This window comes from Pseudomonas sp. MIL9, from assembly GCF_016887925.1.
GTDB classification, from domain to species: Bacteria; Pseudomonadota; Gammaproteobacteria; order Pseudomonadales; family Pseudomonadaceae; genus Aquipseudomonas; species Aquipseudomonas mohnii.
In genome coordinates this window covers 383557-400800 of the sequence record NZ_JAFEHE010000020.1, presented here as the reverse complement: position 1 = coordinate 400800, position 17244 = coordinate 383557, and the positions used below count along the sequence as shown (strand labels likewise).

Here is a 17244-nt window from a genome sequence, read left to right as displayed (position 1 = left end):
ACGCGCTTTTCCCTTCATTCGCAAGGAATCATTTCCATGGCTCATCTCGTTGAACAAATGGCTTACGTTGGTGCCACGCCCTGGCATGGTCTGGGCAGTCGCCTCTCCCCCAAACAACCGCTCGAAGTCTGGCAGCGTGAAGCGGGTATGGACTGGCAGATTCAGGAAAGCCCGGTCCATTTTAAGTCTGACGCCATCGGGCACCTGGGCTCAATTCATACCTTCCCTGAGCAGAAGGTGCTGTATCGCTCCGACACCAAGGCCCCACTGTCGGTGGTTTCTCAGCGCTACCAGGTGGTGCAGCCACGTGAAGTGCTGGAGTTCTACCGGGATCTGACTGAAGTCTCGGGCTACGAACTGGAAACCGCTGGAGTGCTCAAAGGCGGTCGCAAGTTCTGGGCGCTGGCCCGTACTGGGCAAGGCACGACGCTCCGTGGTAACGACCAGGTAAACGGCTACCTGCTGCTTGCCACCTCCTGTGACGGCACCCTGGCCACCACAGCGACCCCGACCATGGTACAGGTGGTCTGCAATAACATGCTGACCATCGCCCTGGACGGTACGACCAAGGCGATCAAGGTGCCCCACAACACCCGCTTCGATCCGCAAGCAGTGAAAAAGCAGTTGGGTATTGCTGTCTCTCAATGGGACGAGTTCATGTACCAAATGAAAAATTTATCCGAGCGAAAGGTTCAGTGGCGTGAAGCAATGGGCTTCTTCACGAACGTACTGCGTGACACCAGCACTGATAGTCCGCTACCGCCAGTCCTTCCCAATGAACGGGCGCTACGCAAGGTGCAGAGCCTACATGAAGGTCAGGACGAGGATCGACATTAGAATCAGCTCAAGGTACCGCCTGGGGATTACTCAATGCTGTAACCAAGTATACGGATCACGAGCGACGGTCCAAGAGCAGTGAGTATCGGGTCGACTCCGCTTGGTTCGGCCAAGGAGCAGCGCTCAAGCAGAAAGCCCTCAAATCCGCACTTCTATTGGTGGCATAAAGCGGCGGGCAACCGGCTGCACGCTTATCCTAACCTTCCAATTCCTGGGATATTTGTGACAGGAGCATTTCCTTGGACATTTCCGGATCCTGGAGCAACTGGCTTTTGATAAGCACAGTTGCGGGATGAACTCCAAGATGGGCAGAAAGCTCAATTAATTTTTCTACGGAAGGGCTTTTCAAGCCTCGTTCAACATCGCTGACGTAGCTCTGGCTCGGAGCAAGCTGCTCTTGGGCAATACCATGTCTGCTCCTCAGGATTTTCACTGCCATCCCGAAGGCTTGCTTTGAGTTCATTTCTGTTGCTCGCAAAAGCAACGATGAAGCCTTCGGAAGCGCAAAAGCACTATACTCGATTGAGCATATACAGCTAAAATTCGAAAAAACCCTTACACAATTTTTTGATTGGATCGAATGCAAGCAACTAACCACGTGATTGCCATCTCGCAGAGCTAGCTCGTCCCTCTCGTCACCAAGTGGCTCAACGAGTACACACCCTACGGATCGTCAACGGTGGTTACGGCTTTCCAGAAAAAGCAGGGATACATGCATCTTGCTTTTGTTTTTTCTATGCGCTTTTAAATCTGAAAAGGGAATCACATGAAAATCGTGTACAAAATATTTGCGCTTACTTTGATGACGTCCTCTGCATACGCTGTTGATCTATATAGCCAATATTCAACTCCCGACTCTATAAGTTGCACTGGCCCGAACAACAACGTATGCACCGACACTACCCGACCTGACGACATTGTAGTCCAATATAAAGATGCCTATGGCAAAGTCACCATGCAACAAGAGCCCTCTTTTGAAATCATTACTTGTATACGCATTTTAGACAAGTGCATTGATAACGATCGAAACTATCGAGGAAAATCGATAACGGGTCGCGATGTCAAATATGTGGCGTTCAAAGATTTTTATATTTATCCGGGCGGTGACGGCAAAGATTGGGCATACAAAAATGGTACGGGACCTCTATTCGGAGGCGCTCCAGCAGGCAACGTCGTAGGAGCACCTGCGACCTCCACAGTTAAAGCAACGGCTACAGCTACCGGCACCTATGACATATGGTGCGATCCGCAAGGCAATAGCTGCGATCTAACCATAGACGGTGGTAGTGACATGGTCAACCGTGATCGACTACCGGTTTACGTACCGATGGCTTCTGATACCAGTAACTGCTCCATGGAGTTTTGCTATAACTCAAAGCAGGACGTAATTGGTTTGAACCCAGGGTACGCACTCTGGAAAAAGTAACGCCTATTCCCGCTGGCTCGCCAAGAGCCTGAGTATCAAATGTACTCACTCTGGTTGGGCCATGGCGCTGTCATCAAACAACGCGCCCTGCAGCGCTGTGCTGGAACTCGCGGCCTAGCAACACTCATTTACTCAACTATTAAAGCGCCTGGCCAGCTTCTGTTGGCCGGGCTTTTTTTTTGGTTCTTTACGGATTACCGGGAAAGACGCTCTTGATCTTCATGAAAAAGAACTCGCTGTACCGGTAGCCATACGCCATGCGCTTGATGACTTTAATTCGATTGTTTATCCCTTCCAGTTGCCCTGTATGCATCGGCCACCTAACTCGGCTCACAATCCTTCGCCAATAGCGTTTCAGTCGTTTTGCAAACTGAACTGGATGCGTTTTTTTTGACTTCAAACCCTTGCGCCGGGCAATAGATTACTTATTGAACATTTTGTAAAAATCCGTAACATTGCCCGCCATGATACTCGAACAGCTCAAAGCCCTGGGGAATGACACTCGCATGCAAATGATGGAGTGGCTCAAAGACCCACTCAGTAATTTCCCACCTCAGGATCATGGCGATCCTGCCATAGGGGTGTGCGTAACCCATTTGCAGCACAAGGCAGGGCTTTCACCTTCTACCGCGTCTGCACACTTAGCTATCTTGCAACGTGCAGGCTTCGTGCTAACCACCCGCATCGGAAAATGGACTTACTATCGACGCAACGAGGTGGCGATTGATGACTTTGCGGCTAGGCTGACCATCGATTTGTAATTTTTAACCTTTCATTTCGTTATTTCGCGTAATTAGAAAACACAAGGAAACCCCGATGAGCAACAAAACAATCTTCGTCCAACCCGGTGGCGGCTATGAAAAGGTTGTGGTTGGCAGCAGCGAAGCCCGAGCCGCAGCCCACGGCGAAATCACCGTGCGCCTGCACGCCAACTCGCTTAACTACCACGACTTCGCGGTGGTCAGCGGTATGTGGGGCCCTAGCGAAAAACGCATCCCCATGGCCGATGGTGCAGGTGAAGTCATTGCTGTCGGCCCAGATGTCACTGAATTCAAGGTGGGTGAATCGGTCGTCAGTACCTTCTTCCCGGAGTGGATCAGCGGCGCGCCACTAGTTGAAGGCTTTGTTAGCGTGCCAGGTGATGGAATTGACGGCTACGCTCGTGAGCAAGTGACTGCCCAAGCCACATCGTTCACCCTCGCGCCGACCGGATACAGCCACGCTGAAGCGTCGACGCTCACCACTGCCGGCCTTACTGCATGGCGCGCTCTGATGGCCGATGACTCACTCAAGCCGGGCGATACCGTGCTCGTTCAAGGCACTGGTGGCGTTTCAATTTTTGCCCTGCAGTTCGCTAAAATGGCCGGCGCTACCGTCATTGCTACCTCTTCAAGCGACGAAAAACTTGAACGTCTGAAAGCACTAGGCGCTGATCATGTGATCAATTATCGCAAAGATCTTAACTGGGGCGAAACTGCACGCGCTCTAACGGGGGGCCGCGGTGTTGATCACATCATAGAAGTCGGCGGCCCTGCGACGCTTGAGCAATCGATGATTGCAATTCGGGTTGCTGGTCACATCTCCGTCATCGGGATACTGAGTGGCGTAAGCGGTGCAATGAATTTTGTACCGGCATTGATCAAGCAAGTGCGCCTGCAGGGTGTGTTGGTAGGCAGCCGCAGCCAGCAGCAAGATATGGTCCGAGCCATCAACGTTAATGGTATGCGCCCGATTATTGATCGTCATTTCCCTATGAGCGAGATTGTCGAAGCGTTCAAGTATCAGGAAACCAACCAGCATTTCGGCAAAATTTGCCTGGATATCTAAGCGCGCATGAATGGCCATGATCCGTATGCCCACCTCAAAGTCGTGCCGAGGTGGCTGCCGACGCAGCGCGAGACGGATTTGCCCATTGCTGTCTGTCGCAACCGGCAGCAGTGGGTCGACTCACCCATGCTGTGCTCCGAGGCAATCAGCTAAGAAGCAGTCATTCTAAGTGCCATGAAACGATTCGATTTAGCCCCTCTAGTCAAAGCAGAATCATTAGGGCTACAACGATTTTGTCATGCAGTTATTGGGTTGAAGAATAGACAATCGTAGGCATTCTCACAGAGCCATGGTCGCTCTCTGCCGGTCATGGTCACGCAACGTGATGGTGAAATCCGATGCAAATGCTTGGTCAGGTCGAATGCAAATGGCTGGGCAAGCCCGTGCAATTACCCACCGTTCTAGCCCACAGATCCGGATAATCCGCCCAGCAGCCGTTCCGGCTCAAGCCATAGTACGGGCAGCGCGATGTTTTTCGTCAAATTTGACGCGTACAGCTCGTTGTCCAAAACTCTGGCGGGCCGCTTGGTTTACGATGGATGTCAAAACTCGTTCCCAGCCTAAGCAATGCTGTAGCAAAATCAGCTCGACTCGAGAAGAGCTGCAATTTGCTCCCCTCCGGCGAGTATCGTAGATCTTTCTTCCTAACGCGGCGGCGATCATCGGACCGACATAATGCTGCGCATCAAATGAAGTGATGGCTGGCTCACGAACTGCGATTATCAAGATTTCGTCGGAGGGCTTGCTCAAAACCCAAAGTAGACGACTGGTCTAATTGTTGGTATGGTGCGTCCATGAATACGATGACCACCACCGATGTACGGCAACACATCCTCGACACGGCTCAAAACATCATTGCCGGGCGAGGATTCACAGCTGTTGGTTTGAGCGAAATCCTTAAATCTGCGAATGTGCCAAAAGGTTCGTTCTATCATTACTTCAATTCCAAGGAAGCATTTGGCGAGGCGCTCTTGGAGAGCTATTTCAGTGACTACATGGTGCAATTGGAAACGCTATTGAACCGTCCAAGTGTATCAGCAGCACAACGCTTGCTGGCCTACTGGGCTACCTGGATTGAAACCCAATCAGCCTGTTATCCCGCCGAGGGGAAATGCTTGGCAGTGAAGCTTGCAGCGGAAGTCAGTGATCTATCGGAGCCAATGCGTATGGTGCTCCAGGATGGCATGGAAGGAGTAATTACTCGTCTCGCCAATGTGGTGAGTGACGCTGTAAACGATGGTTCTCTGCCGGGCGATACTGACACCCGCGGCTTGGCGACCATGCTGTACCAACTTTGGCTCGGAGCCAGTCTAAGGACCAAGGTCACGCGTGATCAGATGCCTTTGCAGGCGGCCTTCGAGACTACTTCTCTGTTACTCAGTCAGGTATCCGACCGATGAAATTTTCAATGTAAAAAATTTACTCAAAAAATATACGACTGGTCTATTTAATCGGAGTTAAAGCAATGTTTAATTTTGACTTCTACAACCCTACGCGAATCGTCTTCGGCAACGAAACCATCAGCCGCCTGGATGAACTGGTTCCGGCTGCGGCCCGCATCCTGCTGCTCTATGGTGGCCAGAGCGCTCGTGCAAACGGTACGCTCCGCGAAGTCCGTGACGCATTAGGCTCTCGGGAAGTGCAAGAATTCGGGGGTATAGAGCCAAACCCCAGCTATGAAACGCTAATCAAGGCTGTTGATCAGGTTCGCACCCATCGCTTGGATTTTCTCCTGGCTGTCGGTGGAGGTTCGGTCATCGATGGCACCAAGTTCGTTGCCGCTGCTGTTGGCTACGAGGGTGATGCTTGGGACATTCTGGAAACGCGGGGTGCAAGTATTCGACGAGCGCTGCCATTTGGCACCGTTCTGACCCTACCGGCAACTGGCTCGGAAATGAACAATGGAGGCGTGGTTACTCGCCGGGCGACACAAGACAAGCTGCCGTTTCGAAGCGCTTACATGTTTCCACAATTCTCGATTCTCGATCCCACCAAAACCCAAACCCTCCCCACCCGTCAACTCGCAAACGGCGTTGTCGATGCGTTCGTGCATGTCATTGAGCAGTACCTGACCTACCCAATCGATGCGCGCGTCCAAGATCGTTTTGCCGAAGGTCTTTTACAAACGCTGATCGAAATTGGCCCCCTTGTACTGAAAGAGTCCGCGGACTACAGCACGCGTGCCAACCTCATGTGGACGGCCACTTTGGCGCTCAATGGCCTGATCGGAGCGGGCGTACCACAGGACTGGTCCACCCACATGATCGGCCATGAGCTCACCGCGCTGTACGGCATCGATCACGCACGGACCCTGGCCATCGTACTTCCTGCGAACCTAGAGATTCGTCGTGAAGCCAAGCGCGCGAAGCTGCTGCAGTACGCCGAGCGGGTTTGGCAGATCAGCCAAGGGGACAAAGAACAACGGATTGACATGGCCATACAACAGACCCGGATGTTCTTCGAGAGCCTGGGCTTACCGACGCACTTATCCGCCTACAAGCTCGGCACTGACGCTATAGATGCGCTAATAAACCAGCTCGACACACACCACCTCACCGCACTCGGCGAACACAACAACGTCAGTTTAGACGTCAGCCGCCGTGTGCTTGAAGCGAGCCTATAAGCCAACCTCCAGCACTGCTTATCCACACAGGCAGCGCATTACAAAACATCCACAAGCATGCACAACTGCAAGGTATACGACATGAAGATTCTCCTCGTTCTGACTTCCCACGACCAGCTTGGTGACACTGGCGAGAAGACCGGTTTCTGGCTCGAAGAGCTGGCCGCGCCTTACTACGCCTTCATCGACGCTGGCGTGCAAGTGACCCTAGCATCGCCGAAAGGCGGTCAACCACCCATCGACCCAAAGAGCAATGAGCCCGACTTCCAGACAGACGCCACCCGTCGCTTTCAGACCGATTCAGTCGCCACTCACGCGCTGGCCAACACCGAGAAACTGAGCGACGTGATCAGTTCCGAGTTTGATGCGGTGTTCTACCCTGGCGGCCATGGCCCACTGTGGGATCTTGCGGAGAACACCTTTTCTATCTCTCTGATCGAGCAATCAATCCAATCCGGCAAACCTGTCGGAGCGGTTTGTCACGCACCAGCGGTTTTGCGCCATGTCAAGTGTGTAGATGGCAAACCTCTGGTTGCAGGCAAGACAGTAACCGGTTTCAGCAATAGCGAGGAGGCTGCGGTGGGTCTAACTCAAATCGTGCCTTTCCTGGTAGAGGATATGCTCAAGGCAAATGGTGGGCGCTATACCAAGGGTGCTGACTGGAGCGTTCATGTCGAAGTCGATGGGTTGCTCGTAACTGGCCAGAACCCAGCTTCCTCTGAAGCTACGGCTCACTCGCTGCTCAAACTGTTGGCCTGAGACTACGTCAATGTCCGCCTACGTAGTCTTCACACGTGAACACACCACAGACGAGGCTGAGTTGAAACTCTATGCCCGTAAAGCACCGGCGGCACGCCAGGGTCGGAACCTCACACCATTGGCCTTCTACGGCCAACTGGAGGTGCTCGAAGGCGGACCGATTGAGGGCGCAGTCATTCTTCAATTTCCGGACATAGCAGCAGCTCGAGAGTGGTACTCCAGCCCCGCCTACCAAGAGGCACTGCAACATCGTCTTAAAGGTGCGGTTTACAGAGTATTCCTGATTGATGGCATCAATCATTAGTAAATGCACCAAAATATTCCCGCAGTTTAGGTCCTGTCTACTTACCAGCCTCATTAACAAATCAAATTTACTTAAAATTACTGGAGAAACAGCATGGCATACGCATCCGTTAATCCCTATACAGGTGAAGTTCTAAAAAGTTTTCCAGATGCAACAGATATTCAGATTGAACAGGCTCTTGAGGCGTCTCACAACGCATTTCTTGTCTGGAAGAATTGCTCAATCGCAGAGCGTGGGGCCGTCCTTCAGCGAGCTGCCGACCTGCTGCGCGCGCGAGCAAACGACTATGCCCGGTTGCTAACACTGGAAATGGGCAAGATCACTGCCGAAGCATTAGGTGAAGTAGAAATCTCAGCAAGTATCTTTGAGTATTACGTTAAACATGCAGAAGCTTTGTTAACTCCGCAGAAGCTGCCGGTAGCCGACCCAGCCGAGGGTGAAGCAATCTTGGTCCATGAGCCGTTGGGCACTATCCTGGCCATTGAACCATGGAACTTTCCTTACTATCAAATTGCTCGCATTCTCGCACCACAGTTGGCAGCGGGTAATACCGTGCTGCTCAAACATGCTTCAAACGTACCGCAATGTGCCGAAGCTTTCGAACAACTACTGCTTGATGCTGGTCTACCTGCTGGCGCATTCAGCAACATGTACGCAAATCGCCAGCAAATCGAGACAATCCTCAACGACTCTCGAGTACACGGGGTGGCACTGACCGGTTCCGAAGGCGCAGGTGCCATCATCGCCTCCCAGGCTGGCAAGGCACTGAAGAAATCTACATTGGAACTGGGGGGGGCAGATGCCTTCATAGTTCTGCGCGACGCTGAACTGAAAAAGACCGTGAAGTGGGCTGTTGTAGGCCGTCACTGGAATGCTGGACAGGTGTGCATATCATCCAAACGCATGATTGTAGTGGAAGAAGTCTACGATGAGTTCCTGCGCCTTTATGCCGAAGGTGTAGCACAACTGAAGGCCGGCGACCCGTTCGATCCGGAAACAAATCTAGCCCCCCTGTCATCTCAAACTGCCGCCGACGAAATCCGCGCGAAGATTCGTGAAGCAGTCAACTACGGTGCTACGGCCACCGAGGTTGGGCCCAAGGTACCAAGCAAGGGTGCATTTGTTCAACCGACCATTCTGACCAACCTGACGCCTGATAACCCTGCCTACTACTGGGAGTTCTTCGGTCCAGTCTCGATGATCTTACGAGCTAAAGACGAAGAAGACGCGATAGTTATCGCCAACGACTCTCCGTTCGGGCTCGGTGGTTCGGTATTCACCGCAGACGCCCAGCATGGTGTTGAGGTTGCTAAGCGCATCGAGACAGGCATGGTGTTCGTCAATCACCCAACGTCATCGAAAGCCGACCTACCTTTCGGCGGAATCAAAAGATCTGGTTACGGTCGCGAGCTGATTGGTTTGGGAATCAAGGAATTCGTCAACCACAAGCTGATTAACGTCATGGATATCGACGCGCCGTTCTGACTTACATCTTCACCTCAATGCAAACAGGCCTCAGTGCTTTTATGCAGCAGCCCCCCCCCTCTTTGATGAAGAGATCGGGGGGGGGCTGGACTACGTTGCCAAGCCTGGCGCGCAGCACAGCGCGCTCCCCGCCGATCCAGAAGCAGGCTGAAAAAGTGCGGCGATAGGAATGCCTGCGCGAATACACAACTACATATTGACATATATCAATATCTCAAATAATCTCAACCAAACCCATCGCACTTACCTCAGGAGGTAACCCATGCAAAATTCCAGTGATACCCATCCGAGCTACCTTCCCGACAACAGCTACGGCCTGTTTATCGACAACCAGTGGGTGGCGGCCGAAAATGGTGAAACCCTCGACATTATCAACCCCGCCAACGGAAAAATTCTCACCAACATCCCAAACGCCACAGCTGCCGACGTCGACCGCGCGGTGCAGGCCGCAAAACGCGCCTTCGTGACCTGGCGTACCACCTCGCCAGCGGAACGCGCCAATGCGTTGTTGAAGATCGCCGACCTGCTGGAAGCCGATGCCGATCGGTTCGCCGTTCTGGAAACCCTTGATGTAGGCAAACCCATTCGTGAAAGTCGCTCCGTCGACATCCCACTGGCGATTGATCATTTCCGCTACTTCGCCGGCGCAATCCGCAGCCAATCGGATGAGGCGGTCATGCTGGATGAGCAAACACTCAGCATCGCTCTCAGTGAACCCCTCGGCGTCGTGGGCCAAGTGATTCCGTGGAACTTCCCGCTTCTTATGGCCGCCTGGAAGATCGCTCCAGCCATCGCGGCGGGTAACACCGTAGTCATCAAACCTTCTGAGCTAACCCCGGTAACCATCCTTGAACTGGCGAAGATCTTCGCCAAGGTACTTCCGGCCGGCGTGGTCAACATCGTCACAGGCTTAGGCACCTCAGTTGGCCAGGCCCTACTGGATCATCCAGACCTGCGCAAGCTTGCCTTCACTGGCTCGACGCGTGTCGGCGAACTCGTCGCCAATGCGGCAGCGAAGAAAATCATTCCTGCCACCCTTGAACTGGGCGGCAAGTCAGCCAACATCGTTTTCCCCGATGCGAACTGGGACAAGGCCGTGGAAGGCGCAGTCCTCGCCATCCTGTGGAACCAAGGCCAAGTCTGCGAATCCGGCGCACGGCTGTTCGTTCACGAGTCCATCTACGAGCAATTCCTGGCTGAGCTCAAGCATAAGTTCGAAGCTGTGCGTGTGGGTGACCCATTGAACCCAGACACCATGATGGGCGCACAGGTCAGCAAGACCCAGATGGAACGGATCCTCGGCTACGTTGATATCGCCAAACAGGAAGGTGCCGAGGTACTGATCGGCGGCGGTCGCCTTACAGGTGCCGATTACGATGCCGGCTTCTTCATCCAGCCAACGATTCTGGTCGGTGTTCGCAACGATATGCGCGTCGCCTACGAGGAAATTTTCGGCCCTGTTCTGTGCGTCATTCCTTTCAAGGATGAAGCGGAGGTCATCGCCATGGCCAACGACTCCGAGTACGGCCTAGCGGGCGCAGTCTGGACCCAAGACATCAACCGGGCGTTACGTGTGGCACGCGCGGTGGAAACCGGACGTATGTGGGTAAATACCTACCATGAGATCCCTGCCCACGCCCCCTTTGGTGGCTATAAGAAATCTGGCCTAGGACGGGAAACTCACAAGTCAATGCTGGAAGCCTACAGCCAGAAGAAGAACATCTACGTCAGCCTCAACGAAGCACCGCTCGGGCTCTTCTGACCTCGCTGATCCATGTTTTTTTGACCTATAACATCGAATATTTTAGATATGCAGGTAAACGAAATGACACAATCAGAACTTTTTAAAACCACTCAGCTGGGCCCATACACCCTCAAGAACCGTATCGTTCTGCCGCCACTGACGCGTTCGCGCAGCTCCCAACCCGGCAATATTGCGAACGACCTAATGGCCACATATTACCGTCAGCGCAGCGGTGCTGGCTTCATGGTGACCGAGGGCACACAGATCGAACCCCGAGGACAGGGTTATGCCTGGACACCCGGCATTCATAGCCCAGAACAGATACAAGGCTGGCGTAAGGTCACCGACGCTGTTCACGCCGAAGGGGGGGTGATCTTTGCTCAACTTTGGCATGTAGGCCGCGTGTCGCACACATCGCTGCAACCCGGTGGTGAAGCGCCCGTCGCGCCATCAGCCATCCGCGCGGACAACGTCAAGGTGTTCATCGAAACTGGCCCCGGCACGGGTGCACTGGCCGACCCATCGACCCCCCGAGCCCTGTCCACCAAGGAGGTAAAGGAACTGGTTGAGCTCTACGCCCAAGCAGCCCGAAATGCTTTGGACGCAGGTTTTGACGGGGTGGAGCTTCACTGCGCGAACGGGTACCTGGTAAACCAGTTCATTTCGGCCCATACCAACCAGCGTGATGATGAATATGGCGGTTCGCTGCAGAACCGTCTTCGCTTCCTGCGCGAAATCACCCTGGCCGTTGCTGGTGTCGTCGGCAAGGAGCGCATGGGAGTTCGCTTCGCCCCGCTGTTCGCGACCACAGACGAAGACCGCGTATACCTTGGCCTGGTCGAAGAAGATCCTCACCAAACCTACATCGAGGCAGTGAAGATCCTCGAGGAAGTGGGCATTGCCTACCTGTCGCTCGCCGAAGCCGATTGGGAAAACGCACCCGAGCTGCCTGAGACGTTCCGGGAAGATGTTCGTAAGACCTTCAGCGGCAAGATTCTCTATGCCGGCAAGTACACCGCTGAACGAGGAAATCGCGTGATAAAAGCTGGCTGGGGCGACCTGATCGCTTTTGGTCGCCCCTTCATTGCGAACCCCGACCTGCCCGCTCGTATCGCCAACAACTGGCCGCTTCACCCAGTTGATCCAAGCAGCATGTACGGCGGTACCGATAAGGGCTACACCGACTACCCGACTTACAAATCCTAAACGCTCAATGCCACGCCCCATAACTCAGGGGCGTGGCTCAGCGTTTGCTGACCGAGGAAGTTAAGCATGTACCAACCGAGCACGATCCCCTACCAAGAGCATAGGGGATTCAAACGAACCTTCAGGCAGGGTCATCTAAGCCTTGGGCTGTTCTTTCCCCTAGAGGCTTTCGAAGGTGATACACCGAGCATGCTAGATCAGGTCGCGCTGGCCAAACGTGCAGAGGCACTTGGTTTTTCGGCGCTCTGGTTTCGCGACGTCCCACTCAGGGACCCAAGCTTCGGCGATGTCGGCCAGGTTTTCGACCCTTGGGTGTATCTGGGCTACATGGCAGCCCATACAACAGAAATCGCACTAGGTACCGCCTCCATCGCCCTTACTTTGCGTAATCCCTTGCACACGGCAAAGGCCGCAGCGAGCATTGATCAGTTGAGCGGAGGTCGCTTGCTCCTGGGAGTAGCCTCTGGCGATCGTCCCGTGGAGTTTCCCGCATTCAGCATTGATCCAGAAAAGCGTGGCGAGACCTTTCAAGAAAACTTCAATGTGATACGCCAAGCCCATCGAACACACTTCGAGCCCATTCGCTGGAGTGGCGGCGAGTTAGTGGGGGCCGACCTCGTTCCCAAACCTACGACTCGGGAAATACCGCTATTCGTAACCGGACACAGCCGCCAGCCGCTCGATTGGATCGCACGTGAAAGCCATGGATGGATCAACTATCCACGTCCGCCAAAAATACAGCGACTGATCGTGGAGGATTGGCGACAGGAAATAGTTAAACAGTGTGGCACTATCTACAAGCCGTTCTTGCAATCGCTTTATATCGACCTGGACGAACACCCGTCCACGCCGCCCTCGCATATCCATCTAGGATTTCGACTAGGACGTAACCACCTTCGGGCCTTGCTGGATACACTTCAGGAAATCGGTGTAGATCACGTCATCCTGAACCTCAAGTATGGTAAACGCCCCGCAGCAGAGGTTATCGAGGAACTTGGCAAGCATATCGTCCCGCAATTCGGCGTCCAGGCTTCTGATAGTGCTGCCTGACAGAGCAACAATACTTCAGCCAGGAGCGGCCAGTCCTTGCAACAGACGGCGGGCGCAGAGGTCACGTCAATACCTTCCATTTTTCTGCGCAAACCCGGAAGATATCTAAATATCGCAAAAAACAGGTATCAACATTCCATGACCATTGACGTCAACGAAGCACTGAAAGCATTGGCAAACCCGATGCGCCTTGCCATCCTCAATTGGCTCAAGGATCCCAGGACAATCTTTCCAGAGCAGGAGGTCGACCCAGAAACGGTAGGCGTGTGCGTCAGTATCATCCAAGAGCGCACGGGCCTCTCGCAGTCCACCACATCGCTTTATCTCGCAGCTCTGCAGCGCGCGCAATTGGTGACATCGCAGCGGATCGGCCCCTGGACCTACTACAAACGCCACGACGAAAATATCGATGCCTTTTTCAAAGCGCTGCAAGAAAAAATCTAAGGCTGAAGAAACCTTGTATTTCTGGCTGATTTCAGTGCTTGCCGATTTCAAAAACAGCAATCTGACCAAGTAACGATCAACTAACCCGTTCATTTATGAGTTTTTAGCCGCAGCGAGCATTTGGTAGCGGGCATACTCTGCATTACGCCCCCATCTCGCCTGGGGTGATCAGCAAATACCGGCCAGCCAGGACATGTGCAGGTTCGACAGATCGAACAACTTGACCTGTGGCGCGGCGTTCTTCACTACCCAGTGGAAACGCACTTTGGTTTCGCCAAACTGTCACTTAATCACTCTGAAACCGGAGCGGTATACGCAAAATACTGCACATTCCAGAGAGAAGCGCGAAGCCTCCTAGTGGTCTTTTACGGCCGACCTTCTTCTTCAGGGGGCAGCATAGGATTTTTTCAACATGACAGAACCGCACCGCAAGCCTGAGTATGTCGGCCTAGTTCTCGCCGCCGGCTCCGGGCAACGCTTCGGCAGCGACAAACGCCTTGCCCAGCTGGCAGACGGCAACAGCCTTTTGCGCGCGACGTTGTTGCGCGCGAAAGAAGCCTTCAGCGATGTTCGAGTCGTATTAAAGGCTGAGGATGATGCAGAGGCCTTGGCTATTCCGCATGGCATTCATCTGGTACGTGCGGCCCACGCCAAACAGGGCATGGGCTCAAGCCTGGCCGCCGGCATCCAGAGCCTGGCAAATACGCAGGCCACTGCGGTGGCGGTGCTGCTCGGGGATATGCCGTGGATTACTCTCGCAACGCTGTTGCAGTTGCGCGCGCATGCGCACGCTGAACATATTGTTGTCGCTTACTGCGATGGCCAGCGCGGACACCCCGTGCTGTTCGGCCGGCGCTTTTGGCCGGAGCTGATGCAACTGCAAGGGGAGAATGGGGCCAAGGCTTTAATCGCCACCCATGCGCAACAGGTGATAGAAGTGACGCTTGCTGATAGGGGCATCCTGCTGGACGTCGACAAGCCGGCCGACCTTAGCCACCCACCGATTTCATAATCAGGGCACTGCCGGTAAAAGTGGCGTCTTGTTTGTCCTGCAGCGCACGACTGAGCAACCCTTTCAGTTGCGGCTGCGCCTGCTCAGTCGGCAGATCCAACAGCGCGCCCATAAAATGTCCGCGATTGGATGATAGGCATCCGTATAACCAGCCCGTAGACGACAACCGCAGACGACTGCAGCTCCGGCAAAAGGGCGCGCTTTCGTTGGCAATAATACCGAACGCCCCGCGCTCGCCCACGCTATAACGCAGCGCAGTGGCATCTAGCGCTGCCTCGGTTTGTGTGAAGACATAACACTCGCCGATAAGCTCCAGCAGCTCGCGCTGGCCGACGAACTGGGTACGAAAAGCCTCTGCATGCTGGGCCAGATGGCCCATGCGCATCAGCTCGATAAAGCGCAATTCGTAGCCCTGCTCCAGGCAGAACGCCAACATGGGCATGACCTGGTCGAGGTTGCTGCCACGCATCGGCACCATATTGATTTTGATGCTCATACCAGATCGACGCGCCAGCTCAATGCCGTTAAGCACAGTCTGCAGATCGCCGCCCTTTGCGATCTTGCGGAAGGCGCGCGGGTCAAGTGTGTCGAGGGACACATTGACCCGCTGGATGCCCGCGCTGCGCAATAACGGCAACTTGCCGGCCAGCAATTGTCCATTAGTGGTCAGGCTGATGTCCTGCAACGCTAGCGCACCGATGCCCTGCAGAAAAGGCTCCAGCCGATCACTCAGCAGCGGCTCACCGCCGGTAATGCGCAGCGCGTCGATACCGGCGACATCCCTGAGCAGTTCGACGGCGCGCAGCATCGACGCGGCCGCCAGCTCATCACGCGCGGCCACCAAGCGGCGGCCATCGGCCACACAGTAGGTGCAGGCGTAATTGCAGGCAGCCGTGAGGCTCAGGCGAAGTTTGCGGAAACGCCGACCCTGTCGATCGACGATCACCCTGCCATGTCCGTGTCGAAGCCAGTGGCTGACTCGCCATCCTCAGCCAACGCCTCCAGCACATAAACCTGACGATCGCTCAGCAGCTCGCCAAGGGCATTGGCCATGGTCGTGTAATGGGGCATCTGCCGATGAAGCGCTATCGCCTCATGGCTTGCCCAGCGCTCGACGAAGACAAACCGTCCGACCTGTTCAATGCACCGACTCAGGACGTAAGACAGGCAACCGTCTTCGGCCCGCGAGGGCTGCACGCAAGCTCGCAGAATCTGCTCGACCTGCTGCTCTTTGCCGCCTTTGGCGGTCAGTATCGCTACAACGCGTATGGTTTGATTCACGCTGATAGGTTCCTCGGTTGATCAGTCGTCAAGGCTGCACGGCGAACCGCCGATAAGCCTCTGCAGCAAAAGCGATTTCGGTTTCGGTCTCGCTAGCGATCAGCACTGGGTCGCTATCATGGATACTCGCGGACCTGAAACGCAGGCTGCCACCATTGCGACCATTGAGCACCGCCTGAATTTCCGCCAGCATCGCCATAGCCACGCTTTCCGGAGTGTCGCCGCCCAGGTCCAGGCCAATCGGATAATGCAAACACGCCAGCCCTGGCAACTCGCCCTGCTGCTCGTGGATACCGGCCAGCAGGCGCTCGGTGCGCTCACGCGGGCCCAACTGCCCTACATAACAGGGCTCACTGTGCAACACTCCCTGCAGCCAGTGCGCGTCTTGCACCAAGCTGTGAGTCATCACCGCCACCGCTGCGCCGCGTACAAGTTCACGGTAGGCGAAAGGTTGCTCAACATCGCCAACCAGCACCTGGTCAGCGTCGGGAAAACGCTCTGCTCGGGCAAAGTGTGACCGCCCATCGATGATTGTCACATGCCAGCCCAAGAGCTTGGCCATGCGCACCAGCGGCTGGGCATCATGGCCCGCACCAAACACTACCAAACGCCGCACGGGCGGCAGGTACTCCATAAGCACTTCAATCTTGCCGGTGCCATTCGGGTAAAGATATCGGGATGACTTTCCACGCACCAAGGTCTGTTGGAGATCAATCCTGATCTGCTCAGCCAGCGCCGACTGCAGCAACTCGCCCTCGGCGCTTTGTCCTGACACTAATAACAGGCGATCACCTAACCGGTGTGAACCATCAGCCGAGCTGGCGATCACCGTGGCGATGGCCGCCGGTTGCTGGGTGTCGCGAACGCCAAGCAACGCAGTAATCAACGCGCAAGGACCACTGGCAGGCAGCCGCTCGAACAATACGTGAACCTTACCGTTGCAGCCCAGCCCGAAACTAAGCGCTTCCTCACTGCCCTCATCCGCCTCGGAGGTGCTGTAGCTACGCAGTGCAGGCCCAGCTTCAGTTAACCACCAGGCTTTTCTGGCGACTTCCGCCTCCAGGCAGCCACCACTGATGGTCCCCTCGGGCCTGCCGAAGCGCGAGACTAGCATCCGCGCTCCTGGTCGCCGATACGCAGAGCCGTCGACTTTTACCACGGTCGCAAGCACCGCTTCTCGGCCAGCATTGCGCTCCGCCAGGAGTACATCCAGCAGTGGAATCAGACAAGACATGAGGCACCTCGG

General features: G+C 54.8%; 17 protein-coding genes and 3 pseudogenes. 14 read left to right on the top strand and 6 right to left on the bottom strand.

The genetic code is table 11. From position 1 onward, the window contains the following. Positions 1 to 36 precede the first annotated feature (36 nt). A pseudogene (locus tag JQF37_RS21500) lies at positions 37 to 1004 on the top strand (DUF932 domain-containing protein). 29 nt (positions 1005 to 1033) lie between these two features. Here JQF37_RS21500 and JQF37_RS21495 read toward each other — a convergent pair. Next, complete coding sequence (locus JQF37_RS21495; RefSeq protein ID WP_032902013.1) at positions 1034 to 1300, bottom strand: helix-turn-helix transcriptional regulator; 267 nt, start codon at positions 1298 to 1300, stop codon at positions 1034 to 1036. Positions 1301 to 1603: 303 nt separating this feature from the next. On the opposite strand from JQF37_RS21495, the gene JQF37_RS21490 reads away from it, so the two are divergent. Next, positions 1604 to 2263: a hypothetical protein gene (locus JQF37_RS21490; RefSeq protein ID WP_127882195.1), complete on the top strand. Its 660-nt coding sequence runs from the start codon at positions 1604 to 1606 to the stop codon at positions 2261 to 2263. Positions 2264 to 2450: 187 nt separating this feature from the next. Here the strand turns inward: JQF37_RS21490 and JQF37_RS21485 are convergent. Then, positions 2451 to 2633: pseudogene (locus tag JQF37_RS21485) on the bottom strand (transposase); the annotation flags it as partial. Positions 2634 to 2727: 94 nt separating this feature from the next. On the opposite strand from JQF37_RS21485, the gene JQF37_RS21480 reads away from it, so the two are divergent. The 11 genes from JQF37_RS21480 (at position 2728) to JQF37_RS21430 (ending at position 13705) form a co-directional block, all read left to right on the top strand. Next, positions 2728 to 3024, top strand: coding sequence for a winged helix-turn-helix domain-containing protein (locus JQF37_RS21480; RefSeq protein WP_038443618.1), 297 nt, complete (start codon positions 2728 to 2730; stop codon positions 3022 to 3024). Between the two features lie 55 nt (positions 3025 to 3079). Next, positions 3080 to 4090 carry an NAD(P)-dependent alcohol dehydrogenase gene (locus JQF37_RS21475; RefSeq protein WP_073844922.1) on the top strand — a complete coding sequence of 337 codons (1011 nt, stop codon included), beginning with the start codon at positions 3080 to 3082 and terminating at the stop codon, positions 4088 to 4090. Positions 4091 to 4884: 794 nt separating this feature from the next. Continuing rightward, positions 4885 to 5490 carry a TetR/AcrR family transcriptional regulator gene (locus tag JQF37_RS21470; protein ID WP_032902016.1) on the top strand — a complete coding sequence of 202 codons (606 nt, stop codon included), beginning with the start codon at positions 4885 to 4887 and terminating at the stop codon, positions 5488 to 5490. A 65-nt stretch (positions 5491 to 5555) separates the two neighbouring features. Next, on the top strand, positions 5556 to 6713 hold the full coding sequence (locus JQF37_RS21465; protein ID WP_045061818.1) for an iron-containing alcohol dehydrogenase: 1158 nt from the start codon (positions 5556 to 5558) through the stop codon (positions 6711 to 6713). Between the two features lie 81 nt (positions 6714 to 6794). Further along, positions 6795 to 7472, top strand: coding sequence for a type 1 glutamine amidotransferase domain-containing protein (locus tag JQF37_RS21460; protein WP_038443625.1), 678 nt, complete (start codon positions 6795 to 6797; stop codon positions 7470 to 7472). Between the two features lie 10 nt (positions 7473 to 7482). Beyond that, entirely contained in the window at positions 7483 to 7776 is a 294-nt protein-coding gene (locus tag JQF37_RS21455) for a DUF1330 domain-containing protein (protein ID WP_010562395.1), read from the top strand. A 93-nt stretch (positions 7777 to 7869) separates the two neighbouring features. Further along, on the top strand, positions 7870 to 9261 hold the full coding sequence (locus tag JQF37_RS21450; RefSeq protein WP_073845424.1) for an NAD-dependent succinate-semialdehyde dehydrogenase: 1392 nt from the start codon (positions 7870 to 7872) through the stop codon (positions 9259 to 9261). Positions 9262 to 9523: 262 nt separating this feature from the next. Next, entirely contained in the window at positions 9524 to 11023 is a 1500-nt protein-coding gene (locus tag JQF37_RS21445; protein WP_010562393.1) for an aldehyde dehydrogenase family protein, read from the top strand. A gap of 63 nt (positions 11024 to 11086) precedes the next feature. Next, positions 11087 to 12211 carry an alkene reductase gene (locus tag JQF37_RS21440; protein ID WP_045057438.1) on the top strand — a complete coding sequence of 375 codons (1125 nt, stop codon included), beginning with the start codon at positions 11087 to 11089 and terminating at the stop codon, positions 12209 to 12211. Between the two features lie 66 nt (positions 12212 to 12277). Beyond that, positions 12278 to 13261, top strand: a complete 984-nt coding sequence (locus tag JQF37_RS21435; protein WP_010562391.1) for an LLM class oxidoreductase — start codon at positions 12278 to 12280, stop codon at positions 13259 to 13261. Positions 13262 to 13399: 138 nt separating this feature from the next. Next, on the top strand, positions 13400 to 13705 hold the full coding sequence (locus JQF37_RS21430; RefSeq protein WP_010562390.1) for a helix-turn-helix transcriptional regulator: 306 nt from the start codon (positions 13400 to 13402) through the stop codon (positions 13703 to 13705). A 142-nt stretch (positions 13706 to 13847) separates the two neighbouring features. Here the strand turns inward: JQF37_RS21430 and JQF37_RS31465 are convergent. Next, a pseudogene (locus tag JQF37_RS31465) lies at positions 13848 to 14005 on the bottom strand (IS5/IS1182 family transposase); the annotation flags it as partial. A gap of 112 nt (positions 14006 to 14117) precedes the next feature. Here JQF37_RS31465 and JQF37_RS21425 point away from each other — a divergent pair. Next, positions 14118 to 14717 (top strand): nucleotidyltransferase family protein, encoded by a 600-nt coding sequence (locus tag JQF37_RS21425; protein WP_038443632.1) that lies wholly within the window; start codon positions 14118 to 14120, stop codon positions 14715 to 14717. Here the strand turns inward: JQF37_RS21425 and JQF37_RS21420 are convergent. Genes JQF37_RS21420 through JQF37_RS21410 form a run of 3 tightly spaced genes read right to left on the bottom strand, consistent with a single transcriptional unit; the run spans position 14695 to position 17232 of the window. Next, complete coding sequence (locus tag JQF37_RS21420) at positions 14695 to 15663, bottom strand: radical SAM protein (protein ID WP_045057437.1); 969 nt, start codon at positions 15661 to 15663, stop codon at positions 14695 to 14697. The two genes, JQF37_RS21425 and JQF37_RS21420, sit on opposite strands and share 23 nt — an antisense overlap. Then, a complete protein-coding gene (locus tag JQF37_RS21415) occupies positions 15660 to 15998 on the bottom strand; it encodes a putative quinol monooxygenase (protein ID WP_038443633.1) in 339 nt (112 codons plus the stop codon). Before JQF37_RS21415 ends, JQF37_RS21420 begins: the two co-directional genes overlap by 4 nt. Positions 15999 to 16026: 28 nt before the next feature. After that, complete coding sequence (locus JQF37_RS21410; RefSeq protein WP_038443635.1) at positions 16027 to 17232, bottom strand: XdhC/CoxI family protein; 1206 nt, start codon at positions 17230 to 17232, stop codon at positions 16027 to 16029. Positions 17233 to 17244: the final 12 nt, after the last annotated feature.

Coding starts and splice junctions, on each gene's coding strand:
- JQF37_RS21495 (WP_032902013.1), bottom strand. CDS start 1,300: ATGAACTCAAAGCAAGCCTTCGGGATGGCAGTGAAAATCCTGAGGAGC.
- JQF37_RS21490 (WP_127882195.1), top strand. CDS start 1,604: ATGAAAATCGTGTACAAAATATTTGCGCTTACTTTGATGACGTCCTCT.
- JQF37_RS21480 (WP_038443618.1), top strand. CDS start 2,728: ATGATACTCGAACAGCTCAAAGCCCTGGGGAATGACACTCGCATGCAA.
- JQF37_RS21475 (WP_073844922.1), top strand. CDS start 3,080: ATGAGCAACAAAACAATCTTCGTCCAACCCGGTGGCGGCTATGAAAAG.
- JQF37_RS21470 (WP_032902016.1), top strand. CDS start 4,885: ATGAATACGATGACCACCACCGATGTACGGCAACACATCCTCGACACG.
- JQF37_RS21465 (WP_045061818.1), top strand. CDS start 5,556: ATGTTTAATTTTGACTTCTACAACCCTACGCGAATCGTCTTCGGCAAC.
- JQF37_RS21460 (WP_038443625.1), top strand. CDS start 6,795: ATGAAGATTCTCCTCGTTCTGACTTCCCACGACCAGCTTGGTGACACT.
- JQF37_RS21455 (WP_010562395.1), top strand. CDS start 7,483: ATGTCCGCCTACGTAGTCTTCACACGTGAACACACCACAGACGAGGCT.
- JQF37_RS21450 (WP_073845424.1), top strand. CDS start 7,870: ATGGCATACGCATCCGTTAATCCCTATACAGGTGAAGTTCTAAAAAGT.
- JQF37_RS21445 (WP_010562393.1), top strand. CDS start 9,524: ATGCAAAATTCCAGTGATACCCATCCGAGCTACCTTCCCGACAACAGC.
- JQF37_RS21440 (WP_045057438.1), top strand. CDS start 11,087: ATGACACAATCAGAACTTTTTAAAACCACTCAGCTGGGCCCATACACC.
- JQF37_RS21435 (WP_010562391.1), top strand. CDS start 12,278: ATGTACCAACCGAGCACGATCCCCTACCAAGAGCATAGGGGATTCAAA.
- JQF37_RS21430 (WP_010562390.1), top strand. CDS start 13,400: ATGACCATTGACGTCAACGAAGCACTGAAAGCATTGGCAAACCCGATG.
- JQF37_RS21425 (WP_038443632.1), top strand. CDS start 14,118: ATGACAGAACCGCACCGCAAGCCTGAGTATGTCGGCCTAGTTCTCGCC.
- JQF37_RS21410 (WP_038443635.1), bottom strand. CDS start 17,232: ATGTCTTGTCTGATTCCACTGCTGGATGTACTCCTGGCGGAGCGCAAT.